Here is a 15,435-nt window from a genome sequence, read left to right on the forward strand (position 1 = left end):
CATGAAACTGCGCAACCGCGACTTTTCCGGCGCCCCCGTCGTGCTCGACATCGAGAACCTCGTGGTCGGCCTGGCCCACACGTCGAAAAACGAACCATTCCTGCACGGCATCTCGCTGCGCATCCGCAAGGGGGAGACACTCTGCCTCGTCGGCGAATCCGGCTCGGGCAAGTCCGTCACCTCCCTCGCCACCATGGGGCTGCTGCCGAAGGGCTCGCTCGCCGTGCGTTCCGGACGCATCTCGCTTTCGGGCGAGAACCTGCTCTCGCTCGGCGAGGCGCAGATGCGGGAGATGCGCGCCACGCGACTGTCCATGATCTTCCAGGAGCCGATGACCGCCCTCAACCCGGTCATGCCGGTCGGCCGGCAGATCACCGAAGTCCTCGACCTCCACACCCGGCTCGGCAAGGACGAAAAACGCGCCCGCGTGCTCGACATCATGCGGCAGGTGCACCTGCCCGACGTCGAACGCATTTACCGCTCGTTCCCGCATCAGCTTTCCGGCGGGCAGCGCCAGCGCATCATGATCGCCATGGCGCTGATCCTCGAACCCGTCCTGCTCATCGCCGACGAGCCGACAACCGCGCTCGACGTCACGACCCAGAAGCAGATCCTCTCGCTGATCACCGAATTGCAGGAGAAGCACGGCACGGCCGTGCTGTTCATCACCCACGACATGGGCGTGGTGGCCGAGATCGCCGATTCCGTCTGCGTCATGCGGCATGGGCGGGTGGTGGAAAGCGGCCCGATCGGAGATATCCTGCGCACCCCGCGGGAACCCTACACGCGCGACCTGCTCGACGCCATCCCCGGCCTGACGCCCCGCGTGCCCCGCCCGGAGCCGAAGGAGCCGCCGGTCATGGAGGTGAGCGACCTCGGCAAGACCTATCATGCCGGCTCGCTGTTCAACCGGCGGCCGCCGGTGAAGGCCGCGCAAGGCGTCACTTTCACGCTGAAGCGCGGCCGCACGCTCGGCATCGTGGGCGAATCCGGCTCCGGCAAGTCGACGGTCGCGCGCTCGATCATGCGCCTCATCGACCCCACCGAGGGGCATGTTTTCCTTGAGGGCCACGACATCGCCTATCTGCCCCACCCGCAGCTCAGGCGCCATCGCAAGCACCTGCAGGTGGTGTTCCAGGACCCCTTCCGCTCGCTCAATCCGCGCTGGACCATCGAGAAGAGCCTCACCGAAGGCCCGCTCAACTACGGCATCAGCCGGGACGAAGCTGTCGCGGAGGCGCGACGCCTGCTCAAGATCGTCTCGCTGCCCGAGGACGCCCTGAACCGCTACCCGCACCAGTTCTCGGGCGGACAGCGCCAGCGCATCGCCATCGCCCGCGCGGTCGCGCTGCGTCCGGACGTGCTGGTCGCGGACGAGGCCGTCTCCGCCCTCGACGTGTCCGTGCAGGCGCAGGTTCTCGACCTGCTCGCGGAACTGCAGCAAGCGGTCGGCATCGCCATCATCTTCATCACCCACGACCTGCGCGTCGCCGCCCAGATCTGCGACGACGTCATCGTCATGCAGCGCGGTGTCGTCGTGGAACAGGGACCGGCCGCCGAGGTGCTCGCGCATCCCCGCCACGAGTACACCCGGACGCTCATCGACGCGGCGCCGGGGCGCTTCTGGGATTTCGCCGGCCGTCGCTATCTGGAAGCCAGCTAACATGAGAAACAGAGGGCCAGCATATGCCTGTCATTCCCGCGATACATGAACGGTCGGCCGATCTCCTTTCGATCTTCGAGGACCTGCACCGGCACCCGGAACTCGGCTTCGAGGAAAGCCGCACCGCCGCCGTCGTCGCGGACAAACTGCGCTCGTGGGGGTTCGACGAGGTCCACACCGGCATCGGCACGACCGGCGTCGTCGGCATCCTGCACGGCCGGGGGACGCGCGGTGGCGCCGGCAATCGCCGCGTGGGCGTGCGGGCCGACATGGACGCGCTGCCGATCGAGGAGGCGTCCGGCGTCGCCTACACTTCCGGTAACCCCGGCAGGATGCACGCCTGCGGACACGACGGCCACACCACGATGCTGCTCGGCGCCGCGCAATATCTCGCCGCCAGCCGGGGCTTCGCCGGCACCGCCGTCTTCGTCTTCCAGCCCGCCGAAGAAGGGCTAGGCGGCGCGCGGCGCATGCTGCAGGAGGGATTGTTCGAACGCTTTCCCTGCGACGAGATATACGGCATGCACAACCAGCCGACCGGCAAGCCCGGCCATGCCACGCTGCGCAAGGGCGCGGCACTGGCCGGCGCCTCGTTCTTCGACATCCATCTCCGGGGCCGGGGCAGCCATGCCGCCATGCCTCATCAGGCGCGCGACGTGCTGGTGATCGGCGCCTACCTCATCCAGCAGTTGCAGAGCATCGTCAGCCGGAACGTGCGCGCCACGGATGCGTGCGTGGTCTCCTGCACGCAGTTCCACACCGGTTCTGCGTACAACGTCATCCCGGAAACGGCCACGATCACAGGCACGATCCGCTTCTTCAGCACCGACGTGCGGGACCTCGTCCAGTCGCGCATGCGCGCCATCTGCGAGGGCCTCGCCCTTGGCCACGGCATCGCCATCGACGTCGCCTTCCATGAGATCTTCGACGTGCTGCTCAACGACGCCGAACTCTCCGATGCCTATCTGGCGGCCGCCGCCGACGTGGTGGGCGCCGGGAACGTCGCCGAGGAAGATGCGCCCTTCATGGGCAGCGAGGACTTCGCGGACATGCTGCGGCGCGTGCCGGGCAGCTACCTCAATCTCGGCCACGCCGGGACCGTTCCCCTGCATAACCCCGCGTTCGTGCTGGATCCCGACATCCTTCCCGTCGGCGCCTCCATCTACGCGCGCATCATCGAAACCCGATTGCCCATCGACAAGGAACCGACGGCATGAGCGCCCTCAATCTTCCCTTCGACATCGACGACATGGTGAACCGGCTGCGGCCCTGGATCACGTGTGAAAGCCCCACGTTCGACGCCGCCGCCGTCGACCGCATGATGGACGTCGCCGCCTTCGACTTCGCGACGGCCGGTGCGCATGTCGAGCGCATCCCGGGGCGCCTGGGCTACGGCGGGTCGCTGCGCGCGCGCTTCCCCCACCGGGACTTCGGCGCGCCGGGCATCCTCGTCTCGGGCCACCTCGACACCGTGCACCCCGTCGGCACCTTGGAGAAGCTGCCCTTCCGCCGGGAGGGGGACCTTTGCTACGGCCCCGGCATCCAGGACATGAAGGCGGGCAATTTCGTCGCCTTCGAGGCAATCCGCCAGCTCGTGCGCGCCGCCCTGGTAACGCCGCTTCCCGTCACCTTCCTGCTCACTCCCGACGAAGAGGTGGGCACGCCCTCGACGCGCGAGTTGATTGAACAGGAAGCCTTGAAGAACCGCTACGTCCTCGTTCCCGAGCCCGCGCTGGCCGACGGCGGCGCAGTCACCGGCCGCTATGCCATCGCCCGCTACAACCTGCGGACCACCGGCCGCCCGAGCCACGCGGGCGCCGCTTTGGCGGAGGGGCGCTCGGCCATCGCCCGCATGGCGCAGAAGATACTTGAAATCGAGGCGATGACGACCGACGACTGCACCTTCAGCGTTGGCGTCGTTCATGCCGGGCAATGGGTGAACTGCGTCTCTTCCTCGTGCGAGGCCGAAGCGCTGAGCATGGCGAAGAAGCAGGAGGATCTGGACCGGGGCGTCGAGCGCATGCTCGCGCTGGCGGGCGAAGCCGGCGATGTCGTCTTCGAGGTGACGCGCGGCGTCACGCGGCCGGTGTGGGAGCCGGACCAGCCGGGCACGATGGCGCTCCACGCCGTCGCACGCGACATCGCCCGGGAAATCGGCTTCGAGCTTACCCATGCGAGCGCCGGCGGCGGCTCGGACGGCAATTTCACCGGCGCGCTCGGCATTCCCACTCTCGACTCGATCGGCGTTCGCGGCGCGGGCCTGCATACGCTCAACGAGCATATCGAGGTCGCGAGCCTGCGCGAGCGCGCGCAGCTCTTCGCGGGCCTGTTCACACGCCTGCGGTAACGCGGCCGGACCACGACACGGCGCGCCCCTCAAGAAGGATGAACCAGCCATGCCCGGAAACGCCCCCGCCCCGATCGTCGTCGAGGGGTTGCAGGAACCCGTCGAGATCGCCGTCGACACATGGGGGGTGGCGCACATCCGGGCGCGGAACCGGGACGACCTGTTCTTCGCCCAGGGCTGGAACGTGGCCCGCGACCGGCTATGGCAGATCGACCTGTGGCGAAAGCGCGGACTCGGCCTGCTCGCCGCCGATTTCGGGCCGGGCTATCTGGAGCAGGACCGGGCCGCGCGCCTCTTCCTATACAGGGGCGACATGGCGGCGGAATGGGCGGCCTACGGCAGCGACGCGCAGGCCATCTGCGCGTCCTTCGCCGCAGGCATCAATGCCTATATCGCCGGCATCGAGGCGGGCGCGCACCCCCTGCCACCGGAGTTCGCGCAACTTGGCAACGCGCCTTCCCGCTGGGCGGCGGAGGATGTCGTGCGCATCCGCAGCCATTCCCTCACCCGCAACGCGACGTCGGAGATCCTGCGTGCCCGGCTGACCGCGCGCGCAGGCGCCGCGGCGGACGAACTGCGCCTGCGACGCGAGCCGCCCGTCGTACCGCAGACCGCTCCCGACCTCGATCTCGCCTCCCTGCCGCTTGCGATCCTCGACGACTTCAATCTCGCGGTCGCCCCGGTGAGCTTTTCGGCACAGCGCCTCGCGGCCACGCCGGCGGAAGCCTCCCGGTGGCGGAGGGTCGCGCCCACCGGGGAAATCGTCCAGGCGGTCCAGTCGGAAGGGTCGAACAACTGGGCCGTGTCGGCGGAAAAATCCGCCACCGGGCGGCCCATCCTGGCGCTCGACCCGCACCGCATCCACACCCTCCCCTCGATCCGTTACGTCGTCCACCTCTCGATGCCCGGCTTCGACGCCATCGGCGCGGGAGAGCCGGCCGTGCCGGGGATCTCGATGGGGCACAACGGCACCGCCGCGTTCGCGCTGACGATCTTCGGCGCCGATCAGGAAGACGTCTTCGTCTACGACACGCGCCCCGACGATCCGCTCAGCTACCGCTTCGGCGATGGCTGGGAGAGGATGACGGAATGCGTCGAGGACATCCCCGTCAGGGGAAGCGGGTTCGAGCGGCGCAGCCTTTACTTCACCCGCCACGGCCCGGTGATCCACCGCGATCCCGCCGCCCGCCGCGCCTACGCGCTGCGCACCGTGTGGACCGACGCCGGCATGGCGCCCTACATGGCGAGCCTCGCGGTGATGCGGGCACGTAGTTTCGATGCTTATACGCAGGCACTGCGCGGCTGGGGCACGCCGTCGGTGAACCACGTCTATGCGGACTTGGCCGGCACCATCGGCTGGAAGCCGTCCGGCGCGACGCCGCTGCGCGAGGGCTGGAACGGCCTGCTGCCCGTGCCGGGCGACGGCCGCTATGCATGGGCGGGCTACCTCGCGCCCGAGGACGGCCCCGTGGAAAGGAACCCGGCACGCGGCTTCATCGCCACGGCGAACGCCATGAACGTGCCCGCGGATTGGGCCGCGACCCATCCGCCCATCGGTTACGAATGGCTCGACGCGAGCCGCTCGGACCGCATCCACGACGTGTTGTCGCGACGGGACAAGGTCACGCTCGACGATTGCGCGCGGCTCCAGAACGACACTTTTTCAGTCTCCGCCGCGCGCCTCGTCTCCCTGTTGGGGGAACGCTACCGGGCAGGCGGAGACGCGGCATCGGCGCACGCCCTTCTGCGGGCGTGGGATGGCGACCTGCGGGCCTCGTCCGGCGCGGCGGCGCTTTTCGAGATATGGCTCTCGCGCCATATCGGCAATGCGCTCGGCCGCGCCGCGGGGCTCGCCGACGAGGACCTGCCGCTGCTCCAGCCCGTCAACCTGCCGGCGATCGCCGACTGGGTGCGGGCGGCGGACGAGGACGTGCTGCAGACCACGCTGGACGCAACCCTGTCGGCCGCCTGGGCCGAGTGCCGGTCGCTCATGGGGGAGGACCCGGCAGCCTGGGCCTGGGGCGACATCCACCGGCTGTCGCTGAAGCATCCGCTTGACGGCATCGCCGAGGGCGCCGCCGCGTGGTCGATGCCGCCGGTGCGGCTCGGCGGCAGCTCCTCCACCCCCAACTACGCGGGTTACCGCGCCTCGAACCTCGACGTCACGACGGGACCCTCGGTGCGCATGATCATCGACGTCGGCGGCTGGGACAACAGCCTGTTCGTCAACACGCCGGGCCAGTCCGGCCTGCCGGGCTCACCCCACTACGGCGATCTCGCCACCGCCTGGCGCGACGGCGATTACTACCCGCTCGTCTACAGCCGCGACGCCGTCGACGCCGCCACCAGGCAATTGTTCGTGTGCGTGCCGGGATAGTGTTTCCGTCGTTTTGATTGCATCGAACGGCATACACGCCGGGCGCGGTCGGGCGCGACGGGAAGATCGCTTCATATGCCGACGGATTGCATCAATTATTTGACATAATTGATGTTTCTGCGGCACCTTGCGTTGCGGCCGGCAATCTGCGTAAGCCCGGGACCGGACTTTGAGCATCATCGTCCCGCTTCTGCGATAGCCTATGCCTTGCCGGAACGGTCACGGACCCGGCTGGGACAGGCTCGGCCCGTCCTTATGCCGTCGCCACGCGGCGGCCGTGCTCGTCCACCACGCGCTCGCCGTCCTCCTTCGTGAACGCGCCCCGCTGGGGCGGCAGCAGATCCAGCACCTCTTCGGACGGACGGCAGAGCCGCACCCCCTTCGGGCTGACGACGACGGGCCGGTTGATCAGGATCGGATGCGCCAGCATGGCGTCGAGAAGCTGGTCGTTGGTCAGGCCCGGATCGTCGAGGCCAAGCTCCGCATAGGGCGTGCCCTTCTGACGCAGGAGGGCGCGGACGGGCATGCCCATGCGCTTTATAAGTTGCTGGAGCATCGTCCGTGTCGGCGGCGTCTTCAGATATTCGATGACGTGCGGCTCGATACCGGCGTTGCGGATCATGGCGAGCGTATTGCGCGACGTGCCGCAGGCGGGATTGTGATAGATGACGACGTCCATGATTCACCTCATGCCGAAACTCACCTCGGACCGGGGCGACGTGGCCCTCGCTCCGGCCGATCTCCCGCAGATTCGTGCCAGGCGTCGCCTTGTCAAGGCTTTCGATGGGGGGAGCGACGGACATGCGGCTTCCAAAATGACGAAACGGGGTGACGAAGGCCGCCTCCCTCCCGATACCCGCCCCTCGAAGGCGACTGTCAGTTCTTTGCTTACATATTCTTTGACGCAATGTAAGCAATTGGTTTACATGCGCCTTCCGGGCTTCGATTGCTGCATGGTTTCGACCCCATGCGCCATGCCGTCCATGTCAATGGCCCGTTCTTGATCGCCCCGTCCATGATCACCAACAGTCTTTCGCTATAATGAAGTTGCATATGTTTGAGCCAATTGCCTATAAAACAAGGAATATCAGCCCGTTCGGCGGTGCGCGCTACGCGGTTGCCCCGATGCTCGACTGGACTGATAAACATTGCAGGTTCTTTCATCGCCTGCTGTCGCGCCGCGTCCAGCTCTATACGGAGATGGTGACGACCGGCGCCATCCTGTTCGGCAACAAGGCGCGATTTCTGGATTTCTCACCCGCGGAACACCCGATCGCGGTACAGCTTGGCGGCTCCGACCCCGGCGAGCTGGCGAAGGCGGCGCGCATCTGCGCGGACTGGGGATATGGCGAGATCAACCTCAACGTCGGCTGTCCGTCCGACCGCGTCCAGAACGGGCGGTTCGGCGCTTGCCTGATGCGCGAGCCTGCGCTCGTCGGCGATTGCGTGGCGGCGATGAGGGGTGCCGTCTCCATTCCCGTCACCGTCAAATGCCGCATCGGGGTCGACGATCAGGACACGCAGGAGGCTCTCGACGCCCTCGCGGAGGCCGTGGTGCAGGCGGGCGTCGACGGGCTCGTGGTGCATGCGCGCAAGGCGTGGCTCTCCGGCCTCAGCCCGAAGGAGAACCGGGACATCCCGCCGCTCGACTACGCCCGCGTCCACCGCCTCAAGCAGGACCGGCCCGGGCTGCCCGTCATGCTGAACGGCGGTCTCGCCACGCTAGCGGCGGCGGAAGATGCGATTCGCGACTGCATCGAGCGGCCGCTCGACGGCGCCATGATCGGACGGGCCGCCTACCAGAACCCGGAGATCCTGCTCGGTGTCGACGCCCTGCCACCGCCGGGAGAGGCGCCCGCACCGGCGCCCGTGGCGGACGGGTTCGAGGCCATCGACGCCTTCATGCCCTATGTGGCGGCGCAGCTGCAGGCGGGTGTACGCCTCAACCAGATGACGCGCCACCTGCTGGGGCTGTTTCCCGGCCGGCGCGGGGCGCGCCTCTTCCGCCGCCACCTCGCGACGGAAGCCGTCAGACACGGCGCGGGCCTTGAGGTGCTGCGCGCGGCTGTCGCGCTCGTCAGCCGTGAGCCGGCCGGCGAGGCTGACGAAGGCGCCCGCCAGGCCGCGCTGCCGCAGGGCGCCTCCTGATACTTGTCGGCAACCGGGCTTTACCGCGGGCCGATTAGTCGGGCTCGTCGGCCCGCGGATATGAGATCCGCGCCCGCAGATTCATGCCGGGGCCCCCGCCGCGCATTTGGGCCTTGCATCCGCGCGCACGGCGCGCCATGACACAAGAGAGGTTCGACAGGGTTGCCATGACCGACAAAGCACAGATCTATCTCGTTTCCCGCACCATCGACGACCCGAGTGGCGCCATGGCGCCGCTGGCCGAGGCGTGCGACGGCGGCGGGGTTGCGGCGGTGCTGCTGTCGTTCGCCTTCACCGACGAGCGCGAGCAGACAAAAGCGCTGAAGACCATCGTACCCGTGTTGCAGAAGGCAGGCGCGGCGGTGATCGCGCGCACCTCCCCTCTCGTCGCCGTGCGCGGTGGCGCGGACGGCGTGCATATCGATACCCACGGCGCCGTGCAGGAGGCGATCGACACCCTGAAGCCGGACCGCATCGTCGGCGTCGGCGGCTTGCGCACCCGCCATGAGGCCATGGAGGCAGGCGAGCGCGACATCGACTATCTCATGTTCGGCGAGCCCCGGGCGGACGGCAGTCTGCCCGACCTCGACACCACGATCGAGCGCGCGGCCTGGTGGGCGGAGATCTTCGCCGTGCCCTGCGTCGGCTTCGTCCACGATCTCGATAATGTCGCCGCCATGGCCGAAACCGGCGCGGAGTTCATCGGCGTCGGCGAGGCCGTCTGGTCGCATGCGGAAGGCCCGGCGGCCGCCATCGCCAGGGTGCGCGCCATCATCGCCACGACCGACGTGCCGGGCAGGGAAGCGCCGGGCCGATGACGCGGGAACTGCCAGACGGCCCGTCTTCCGTTCTGCCGCGCGCCGGTGTCCGGCAAGCCGCCGTTGCGGTGGCCGCCAGCCTGCTCCTCGGCCTGCCGGCGGCGGCGCAGGATGGCAAGGACAAGGCGCCGGCCATTCCTTTCACCGGCGATTTCGGCCTGCCGGGCGCGAGCGGCCCCCGCAACGCGCTGCCGCGGACGCAGCCGGCACCGACCGGCGCACCGCCGGGAGCCCGTTTTCTCCCCTCCCCCGTGATGCCGAGTGATTCGGGTGCGGACGACATCCCGACGCTGCCGGATTTCACGGCGGACTACGCCTTCGCGGACTATCAGCGCGGCTTCTACAAATCGGCCTTCGAGGGCGCCTCCCTGCGCGCTGCGCGCAACCCGCGTGACGGCGCGGCGATGACGCTGCTCGGCGAAATCTACGCCCAGGGGCTCGGCGTGGCGAAGGATCTCACGCAGGCCACCGCGTGGTATCGGCGCGCCGACGCGGCGGGAGACCGCAACGGCACCTTCGCGCTCGCCATGCTGGCCGTCGCTGAAAGCGCAGACGGCGCCGCAGCGGGCGCCGAGGAGAAACGCAAGGCCGCCGTCGCGCTGCTGGAGAAGGCTGCCGCCGCCGGCCATCCGCTGGCGGCCTACAATCTGGCGCTGTCACTGCTCGCCGCGCGCCGCGCCGACGACGTTTCGCGCGCCGTTTCCCTGCTGGAGAAGGCCGCCGCCGCCGAGGTGCCGGATGCGCAATACGCCCTCGCCGTCATGCTGCGCGAGGGCCAGGGCGTCGGCCGCGACGCCGCGCGCGCGGCGCAATGGATGGCGCGGGCGGCTGCCAACGGCAACATCGCGGCGCAGGTGGAACTCGCGATCATGCTGTTCAACGGCAACGGCGTGGAGGTGAACGAGGAGCGCGCCGCGCGCCTGTTCGCCGTCGCCGCCGCGCGCGGCAACGCCATTGCCCAGAACAGGCTGGCGCGCATTCTCGTCGCCGGCCGGGGCCTGCCGAAGGACCTCGTGCAGGCAGCGGCGTGGCACCTGATGGCCTCCGCGCAGGGGCGCACGGATACATGGCTCGATACGGCGCTGAAGAACCTCACGCCCGAAGAGAGAAAACGGGCCGAACTGCTGGCGCGCGAGCGCACGGACGACATCAACTTCGGGCTGGCGCCATAGGAGCGGGCACGGCGGCCCGGTGAAACATACCTTGACGCCGCGGCTGCTTGCGGGCAGATAACGGCACACGCATCCGTTATCCGTCATTCGCCATCCGTTCCGGAGCTGGCGTTCATTCGGCTTGTCCCACAGGCAATTCAACATGATTCGCTCCCCCCTCATCACCGTCATGACCGATGCCGTCATGAAGGCCGCCCGCTCACTGAAACGCGACTTCGGCGAACTGGAGGCGTTGCAGGTTTCCCTGAAGGGGCCGGGCGACTTCGTTTCCGCCGCCGACAAAAAGGCCGAGACCGTCCTGCGCGAGGCGCTGGAAAAGGTCCGCCCCGGCTACGGCTTCGTGCTGGAGGAAGGCGGCATCGTGCCGGGCACCGATACGACCCATCGCTGGCACATCGATCCGCTCGACGGCACCACGAACTTCCTGCACGGCATTCCCCATTTCGCCATCTCCGTGGGACTGGAGCGGCAGGGGCAGATTGTCGCCGGCATTATCTACGACCCGATCAAGGACGAGCTGTTCGTCGCGGAAAAGGGCGCCGGCGCCTATCTCAACAACCGCCGCATCCGCGTTTCCGCGCGCCGCGACATGGCGAGCGCCGTTATCGCGACCGGCATTCCCCATCTCGGCAAGGGCGGACACCCCGCTTTCATCCGTGAACTCGCGGCGGTGACCGTTCGCACGGCCGGCGTGCGCCGCATGGGGGCGGCGGCGCTCGACCTCGCCTATGTCGCAAGCGGCCGCTACGACGGCTATTGGGAACGGGGCGTCAACAGCTGGGATATCGCCGCCGGCATCGTGCTGCTGCGCGAGGCGGGCGGCTTCATCGCGGATGCCGACGGCGGCGACAACCCGCTGGAAACCGGCACCGTCGTCTGCGGTAACGAAGTGATCCAGCGGGAGTTGCTCGGGCTACTGCGCAGTGCCAAGGCCTGACTCACGGGAATCGGCCGCCGCCGGGCAGGAGCACCTTGCCGAGCAGCCTCTCGGCTTGCTCCCGAAATTCACTGCGGCCGAGAGCGAGCGCGCTGCGCAGCTTCAACGTTGCCCACATGCTGCTCCCCTTCAGGTCCACGTGCACCTGCGCGGTCGAGACGGGCGATCTCGTATCGGAAAACTGGAACCTGACCTGCCCGGTGAGGTTCTCCAGCATCTCGATGTACTCGCCGGCCCTGGCCGTGACATCGAATGTGATGGTGTTCCCGTCCTCGCTCTGCTTCACGGCCAGTTCGGGCAGCGAAGTGTAATCGCGGCTGAATATGATCTCCCGCTTGACGAGGCTGAAGACCACTGCCTGAAACCCGGCACGGACGGCTTTCTTCTCGGACGCGCTCAGGCTTCGTCCGAGATCGAATTCGAGATAGCATCTGGACTGCGGCTTCTGCACAGACGTGATTCTGATCGGTCCACGCGCCGTATTGAACTGCTGCTCGGGCAGCGGCCGTGAGACGCCCGACAAGGCCGGCCGCCGCGAGGAGCCCATGCCGTCCGGAACAGGATTGGTTTCCCATTCGACGCATCGACCCGCAAGCGGCCTGTCCGCAACGGCGAGACCGGTACCCGGAATACCCCGCCAAATGGATTCATAGTCGACTGTATCTTCAAAATCCCCACGCTTTGCATAAATATATCCAAAACTTACAGACGAAATATAAGACATATACTGCTATCCTGATGTTTCAAAGAAGACGAAAATCATAAACATAAACAGCGCGTTATTTTTAATATTATCCATTTTTACATCAAGATTTCTCATATATCCTTGCAAAAGTCAAATGTGTCGCCCCAGACCGTGGGGATTGCGACCTCCGGCGTCTTTCAGCCGATGCCCGGCAGGCCGCCGGGCAACCCGACTTCACGGGTTGCTGCCCCTGCCCGCGATTGTCATTGTCGTTTGGCATGTTTATCCTTAACTTCCGTCGCGATACCGCATTGCACAAACTGGAGCCCCGGGGGCCGAGACGATGACGTTTGCCGCTCCGAAGTTGTCCGCGCCACGGATTTATCTCGTGCGCGCTGCCGTCTTCCTTATCCTTATCGGTTTTGTCGCGCTGGTGCTGCAACGGCGGATCGTCGAGGCCTTCATGGCCAATCCGGGCCTGAACGGGCTGATCATCGGCGTACTGCTGGTCGGCATCGTGATGTCGCTGCGGGAGATGTGGCAACTGTTTCGCGAGGTAAACTGGGTCAATGCTTCGCAGCTGACGGGCGAGGGCGTGGCGATCGCCGCGCCCCCGGTGTTGCTCGCGCCCATGGCCGCCGTGTTCGGCGAACGGCTGGAGCGCGCCTCCGCCCCGACGCTGACCGTGCGCGCGCTGCTCGATTCACTTGCCGCGCGCCTCGACGAAAGCCGGGACATCGTGCGCTACCTCGCCGGGCTTCTCGTGTTTCTCGGCCTGCTCGGCACCTTCTGGGGCCTGCTGGAGACGGTGAGTTCCATTGGCGGCGTCATTGGCTCGCTACGCACGGACGGCGACTCGGCCGTGCTGTTCGATGACCTGAAAACGGGGCTCTCGGCGCCTCTCGCCGGCATGGGCATCTCGTTCTCGTCATCCCTGTTCGGGCTTGCCGGCTCGCTGGTGCTCGGCTTTCTCGACCTGCAGACCGGCCAGGCGCAGAACCGTTTCTATACCGAGCTTGAGGATATCCTTGCCCGCTCAGTGGTGGACCATCCGGCGCCGGAAGTCATCGTGCCCGCCGTTCCCGAGGCCGGCCGGCCAGTGCAGACGGCAGCTCCCCCGACGGCGGAACTGAGCGTCGCGCTCGACAGGCTCTCCGCGCTGGTGAGCGAAAACCAGGGCAACCGCGCCGCCACACAGGCGCTCGCCAATCTCGCCGAGGGCATCCAGTCGCTCGTGCAGCACATGCGCGGGGAGCAGCAGCTCATCCGCGACTGGGTCGAGGCGCAGGCCGACCAGCAGAGCGAGATCAAGCGGCTGCTCGAACGCCTCACCGCCCCCCCCTCCAGACGGGTGGACTGAGCCATGGCCCTGTCGCGCGGGCGCCGGGAAGCCCGGCGGATCGACTACTGGCCAGGGTTCGTGGATGCGCTGTCGACGCTCGTCCTGTCGATCGTATTCCTGCTATCGGTTTTCGTGCTGGGCCAGTTCTATCTCTCGCAGGAACTCTCTGGCAAGGACGAGGCGCTGCGCCGCCTCAACCAGCAGATCGCCGAACTCACCGACCTGCTCGCCCTTGCCCGCTCCGAGAACCGGAACCTGCAGGACAATCTCTCCACCCTGCAATCGACGTTGCAGACGAGCGAGGCGGAGCAGAACCGTCTGCAGGGGCTGCTGACCGCCGGCACGGACGCGCGCTCGTCCGCCTCCAGCGAAATCGGGCGCCTGTCTTCCGCGCTCGCCAGCGAGAAGGAAATCTCGGGACGTGCACTGGCGCAGGTGGAATTGCTCAACCAGCAGCTCGCGGCCCTGCGCCGGCAGCTCGCCGCGCTGGAGGACGCGCTTTCCGCGTCCGAGGCGCGCGACCGGGAATCGCAGGCACGGATTGCCGATCTCGGCAGCCGCCTCAACGTCGCCCTCGCGCAGCGCGTGCAGGAACTCGCGCGCTACCGCTCGGACTTCTTCGGCAGGCTACGGCAGATTCTGGGCGAGCGGCAGGACATTCGCATCGTCGGCGACCGCTTCGTGTTCCAGTCCGAGGTGTTTTTCGACACCGGCGCGGCCGAACTGTTGCCGGAGGGTCAGCGCGAACTCGACAAGGTGGCGGACGCGCTGCTGGAACTCGTCGAGGAAATTCCGCCGGATATCCCGTGGGTGCTGCGCGTCGACGGCCATACCGACCGCAGGCCGCTCTCCGGCGCCGGCGCCTTCCGTTCCAACTGGGAGCTTTCGTCCGCCCGCGCGATCGCGGTGGTGCGCTACCTGCAGTCGCGCGGGCTGCCGCCGCAGCAGCTGCTCGCCGCAGGCTTTGCCGAGTACCAGCCGCTCGATCCCGGCGACGACGAGGAAGCCTTCAAGCGCAACCGGCGCATCGAACTCAAGCTGACCGAGCGATAGAATTGGACAACGCGCCGCAACCGCTGTTCCTGCCCCGCACCAGCGTCCGCGTCGTCCGCTCGCCCTTCGACGGCTTCGCCTACCGCATCTTTCTGGCGCTGCCTGAGCAGGCGCCGCCGGCAGCCGGCTATCCCGCCATATTCCTGCTCGACGCCAACGCCACCTTTCTGACCACCGTCGAGGCCGTGCGCATGCGCGCCGCGCGGCAGGATTCGACGGGCGTCGCGCCCGCTATCGTCATCGGCATCGGCTACGACACCGATAATCCCTACGACCAGCACAGGCGTGTCCACGACTTCACCCTGCCGCATACGCGCGACCGGCCGCGCGGCAACGCCGGGCCGCGCCCGACCGGCGGAGCGCAGACGCTGGCGCGGTTCATCGCCGAGGTGGTGCGCCCGCTCGTGGAGCGGGAGGCGCCGCTCGACCGCGCGCGCCAGGCCCTGTTCGGCCATTCGCTCGGCGCGTACTTTGTGCTTTCGCAATTGCTGCTCGATCCGGGCGCATTCGAGAGCTACGTGGCGATCAGCCCCTCGGTGTGGTGGGATGAACCGTGGCTGCACGCCAACGTGCCGCTGCTGCCGGCGCGGATCGGCGAGGAGCAGGCGCCGCGCCGCGCGCTGATCGCCGTGGGCGAGTACGAGCAGGCGCTTGCACCCTGGCAGCAGGCGCTGCCCGACACGGAGCGGATCGTTGCCCTGCGGCAGGAACGGGCCATGGTGGACCGCTCCCGCGATCTTGCCCGCCTGCTCGCAGCGCATGCGCCGGCGCGCCTCATCATGCGTTTCGAGGAGCTGGCCGGGGAAGATCATTCGTCTTCCGCGCTGACCGGCATCAGCCACGGCCTGCGGCTTGCGCTATGGGACGGCGCCGGGACGCTCCATAACGTATGA

The 15,435-nt window shown here is 67.7% G+C and carries 13 protein-coding genes; 11 read left to right on the top strand and 2 right to left on the bottom strand.

Going from position 1 to position 15,435, the window contains the following annotated elements; genetic code table 11:
• The first annotated feature begins 1 nt into the window (after nt 1).
• From FHS82_RS00995 to FHS82_RS01010, 4 genes are read left to right on the top strand one after another with little or no spacing between them, the layout of a single operon-like run.
• Nucleotides 2–1,663: an ABC transporter ATP-binding protein gene (locus tag FHS82_RS00995; protein ID WP_166947803.1), complete on the top strand. Its 1,662-nt coding sequence runs from the start codon at nt 2–4 to the stop codon at nt 1,661–1,663.
• A gap of 23 nt (nt 1,664–1,686) precedes the next feature.
• Nucleotides 1,687–2,880, top strand: coding sequence for a M20 aminoacylase family protein (locus tag FHS82_RS01000; protein WP_166947805.1), 1,194 nt, complete (start codon nt 1,687–1,689; stop codon nt 2,878–2,880).
• A complete protein-coding gene (locus tag FHS82_RS01005) occupies nt 2,877–4,010 on the top strand; it encodes a M20/M25/M40 family metallo-hydrolase (protein WP_166947807.1) in 1,134 nt (377 codons plus the stop codon). The genes FHS82_RS01000 and FHS82_RS01005 overlap by 4 nt, the downstream gene beginning before the upstream one ends.
• Nucleotides 4,011–4,059: 49 nt before the next feature.
• A complete protein-coding gene (locus tag FHS82_RS01010; protein WP_166947809.1) occupies nt 4,060–6,387 on the top strand; it encodes a penicillin acylase family protein in 2,328 nt (775 codons plus the stop codon).
• A 253-nt stretch (nt 6,388–6,640) separates the two neighbouring features.
• On the opposite strand, the gene arsC is transcribed toward FHS82_RS01010, so the two are convergent.
• Entirely contained in the window at nt 6,641–7,066 is a 426-nt protein-coding gene (gene arsC / locus FHS82_RS01015; RefSeq protein ID WP_166947811.1) for an arsenate reductase (glutaredoxin), read from the bottom strand.
• A gap of 374 nt (nt 7,067–7,440) precedes the next feature.
• On the opposite strand from arsC, the gene dusA reads away from it, so the two are divergent.
• The 4 genes from dusA to FHS82_RS01035 all read left to right on the top strand — a co-directional run bounded on the left by dusA (nt 7,441) and on the right by FHS82_RS01035 (nt 11,462).
• Nucleotides 7,441–8,535 (top strand): tRNA dihydrouridine(20/20a) synthase DusA, encoded by a 1,095-nt coding sequence (gene dusA / locus FHS82_RS01020; RefSeq protein ID WP_166947813.1) that lies wholly within the window; start codon nt 7,441–7,443, stop codon nt 8,533–8,535.
• A 167-nt stretch (nt 8,536–8,702) separates the two neighbouring features.
• Nucleotides 8,703–9,353: a thiamine phosphate synthase gene (locus tag FHS82_RS01025; RefSeq protein WP_166947815.1), complete on the top strand. Its 651-nt coding sequence runs from the start codon at nt 8,703–8,705 to the stop codon at nt 9,351–9,353.
• Entirely contained in the window at nt 9,350–10,525 is a 1,176-nt protein-coding gene (locus FHS82_RS01030; RefSeq protein ID WP_166947817.1) for a tetratricopeptide repeat protein, read from the top strand. Before FHS82_RS01025 ends, FHS82_RS01030 begins: the two co-directional genes overlap by 4 nt.
• A gap of 142 nt (nt 10,526–10,667) precedes the next feature.
• On the top strand, nt 10,668–11,462 hold the full coding sequence (locus tag FHS82_RS01035; protein WP_166947819.1) for an inositol monophosphatase family protein: 795 nt from the start codon (nt 10,668–10,670) through the stop codon (nt 11,460–11,462).
• Between the two features lies 1 nt (nt 11,463).
• On the opposite strand, the gene FHS82_RS01040 is transcribed toward FHS82_RS01035, so the two are convergent.
• The gene (locus FHS82_RS01040) at nt 11,464–11,985 is read right to left on the bottom strand and encodes a hypothetical protein (protein ID WP_166947821.1); all 522 of its coding nucleotides are present in this window, start codon (nt 11,983–11,985) and stop codon (nt 11,464–11,466) included.
• Nucleotides 11,986–12,490: 505 nt separating this feature from the next.
• Here FHS82_RS01040 and FHS82_RS01045 point away from each other — a divergent pair.
• From FHS82_RS01045 to FHS82_RS01055, 3 genes are read left to right on the top strand one after another with little or no spacing between them, the layout of a single operon-like run.
• Entirely contained in the window at nt 12,491–13,507 is a 1,017-nt protein-coding gene (locus tag FHS82_RS01045; protein WP_166947823.1) for a flagellar motor protein MotA, read from the top strand.
• A gap of 3 nt (nt 13,508–13,510) precedes the next feature.
• Nucleotides 13,511–14,542, top strand: coding sequence for a peptidoglycan -binding protein (locus tag FHS82_RS01050; RefSeq protein ID WP_166947826.1), 1,032 nt, complete (start codon nt 13,511–13,513; stop codon nt 14,540–14,542).
• A 2-nt stretch (nt 14,543–14,544) separates the two neighbouring features.
• Nucleotides 14,545–15,435 carry an alpha/beta hydrolase gene (locus FHS82_RS01055; protein ID WP_166947828.1) on the top strand — a complete coding sequence of 297 codons (891 nt, stop codon included), beginning with the start codon at nt 14,545–14,547 and terminating at the stop codon, nt 15,433–15,435.

It is taken from the genome of Pseudochelatococcus lubricantis, assembly GCF_011762225.1.
Classification (GTDB): domain Bacteria; phylum Pseudomonadota; class Alphaproteobacteria; order Rhizobiales; family Beijerinckiaceae; genus Pseudochelatococcus; species Pseudochelatococcus lubricantis.

Bases quoted from the DNA above. Each gene is read 5' to 3' on its own strand.
- FHS82_RS00995 (WP_166947803.1), top strand. From the start codon at position 2: ATGAAACTGCGCAACCGCGACTTTTCCGGCGCCCCCGTCGTGCTCGAC.
- FHS82_RS01000 (WP_166947805.1), top strand. From the start codon at position 1,687: ATGCCTGTCATTCCCGCGATACATGAACGGTCGGCCGATCTCCTTTCG.
- FHS82_RS01005 (WP_166947807.1), top strand. From the start codon at position 2,877: ATGAGCGCCCTCAATCTTCCCTTCGACATCGACGACATGGTGAACCGG.
- FHS82_RS01010 (WP_166947809.1), top strand. From the start codon at position 4,060: ATGCCCGGAAACGCCCCCGCCCCGATCGTCGTCGAGGGGTTGCAGGAA.
- arsC (WP_166947811.1), bottom strand. From the start codon at position 7,066: ATGGACGTCGTCATCTATCACAATCCCGCCTGCGGCACGTCGCGCAAT.
- dusA (WP_166947813.1), top strand. From the start codon at position 7,441: ATGTTTGAGCCAATTGCCTATAAAACAAGGAATATCAGCCCGTTCGGC.
- FHS82_RS01025 (WP_166947815.1), top strand. From the start codon at position 8,703: ATGACCGACAAAGCACAGATCTATCTCGTTTCCCGCACCATCGACGAC.
- FHS82_RS01030 (WP_166947817.1), top strand. From the start codon at position 9,350: ATGACGCGGGAACTGCCAGACGGCCCGTCTTCCGTTCTGCCGCGCGCC.
- FHS82_RS01035 (WP_166947819.1), top strand. From the start codon at position 10,668: ATGATTCGCTCCCCCCTCATCACCGTCATGACCGATGCCGTCATGAAG.
- FHS82_RS01045 (WP_166947823.1), top strand. From the start codon at position 12,491: ATGACGTTTGCCGCTCCGAAGTTGTCCGCGCCACGGATTTATCTCGTG.
- FHS82_RS01050 (WP_166947826.1), top strand. From the start codon at position 13,511: ATGGCCCTGTCGCGCGGGCGCCGGGAAGCCCGGCGGATCGACTACTGG.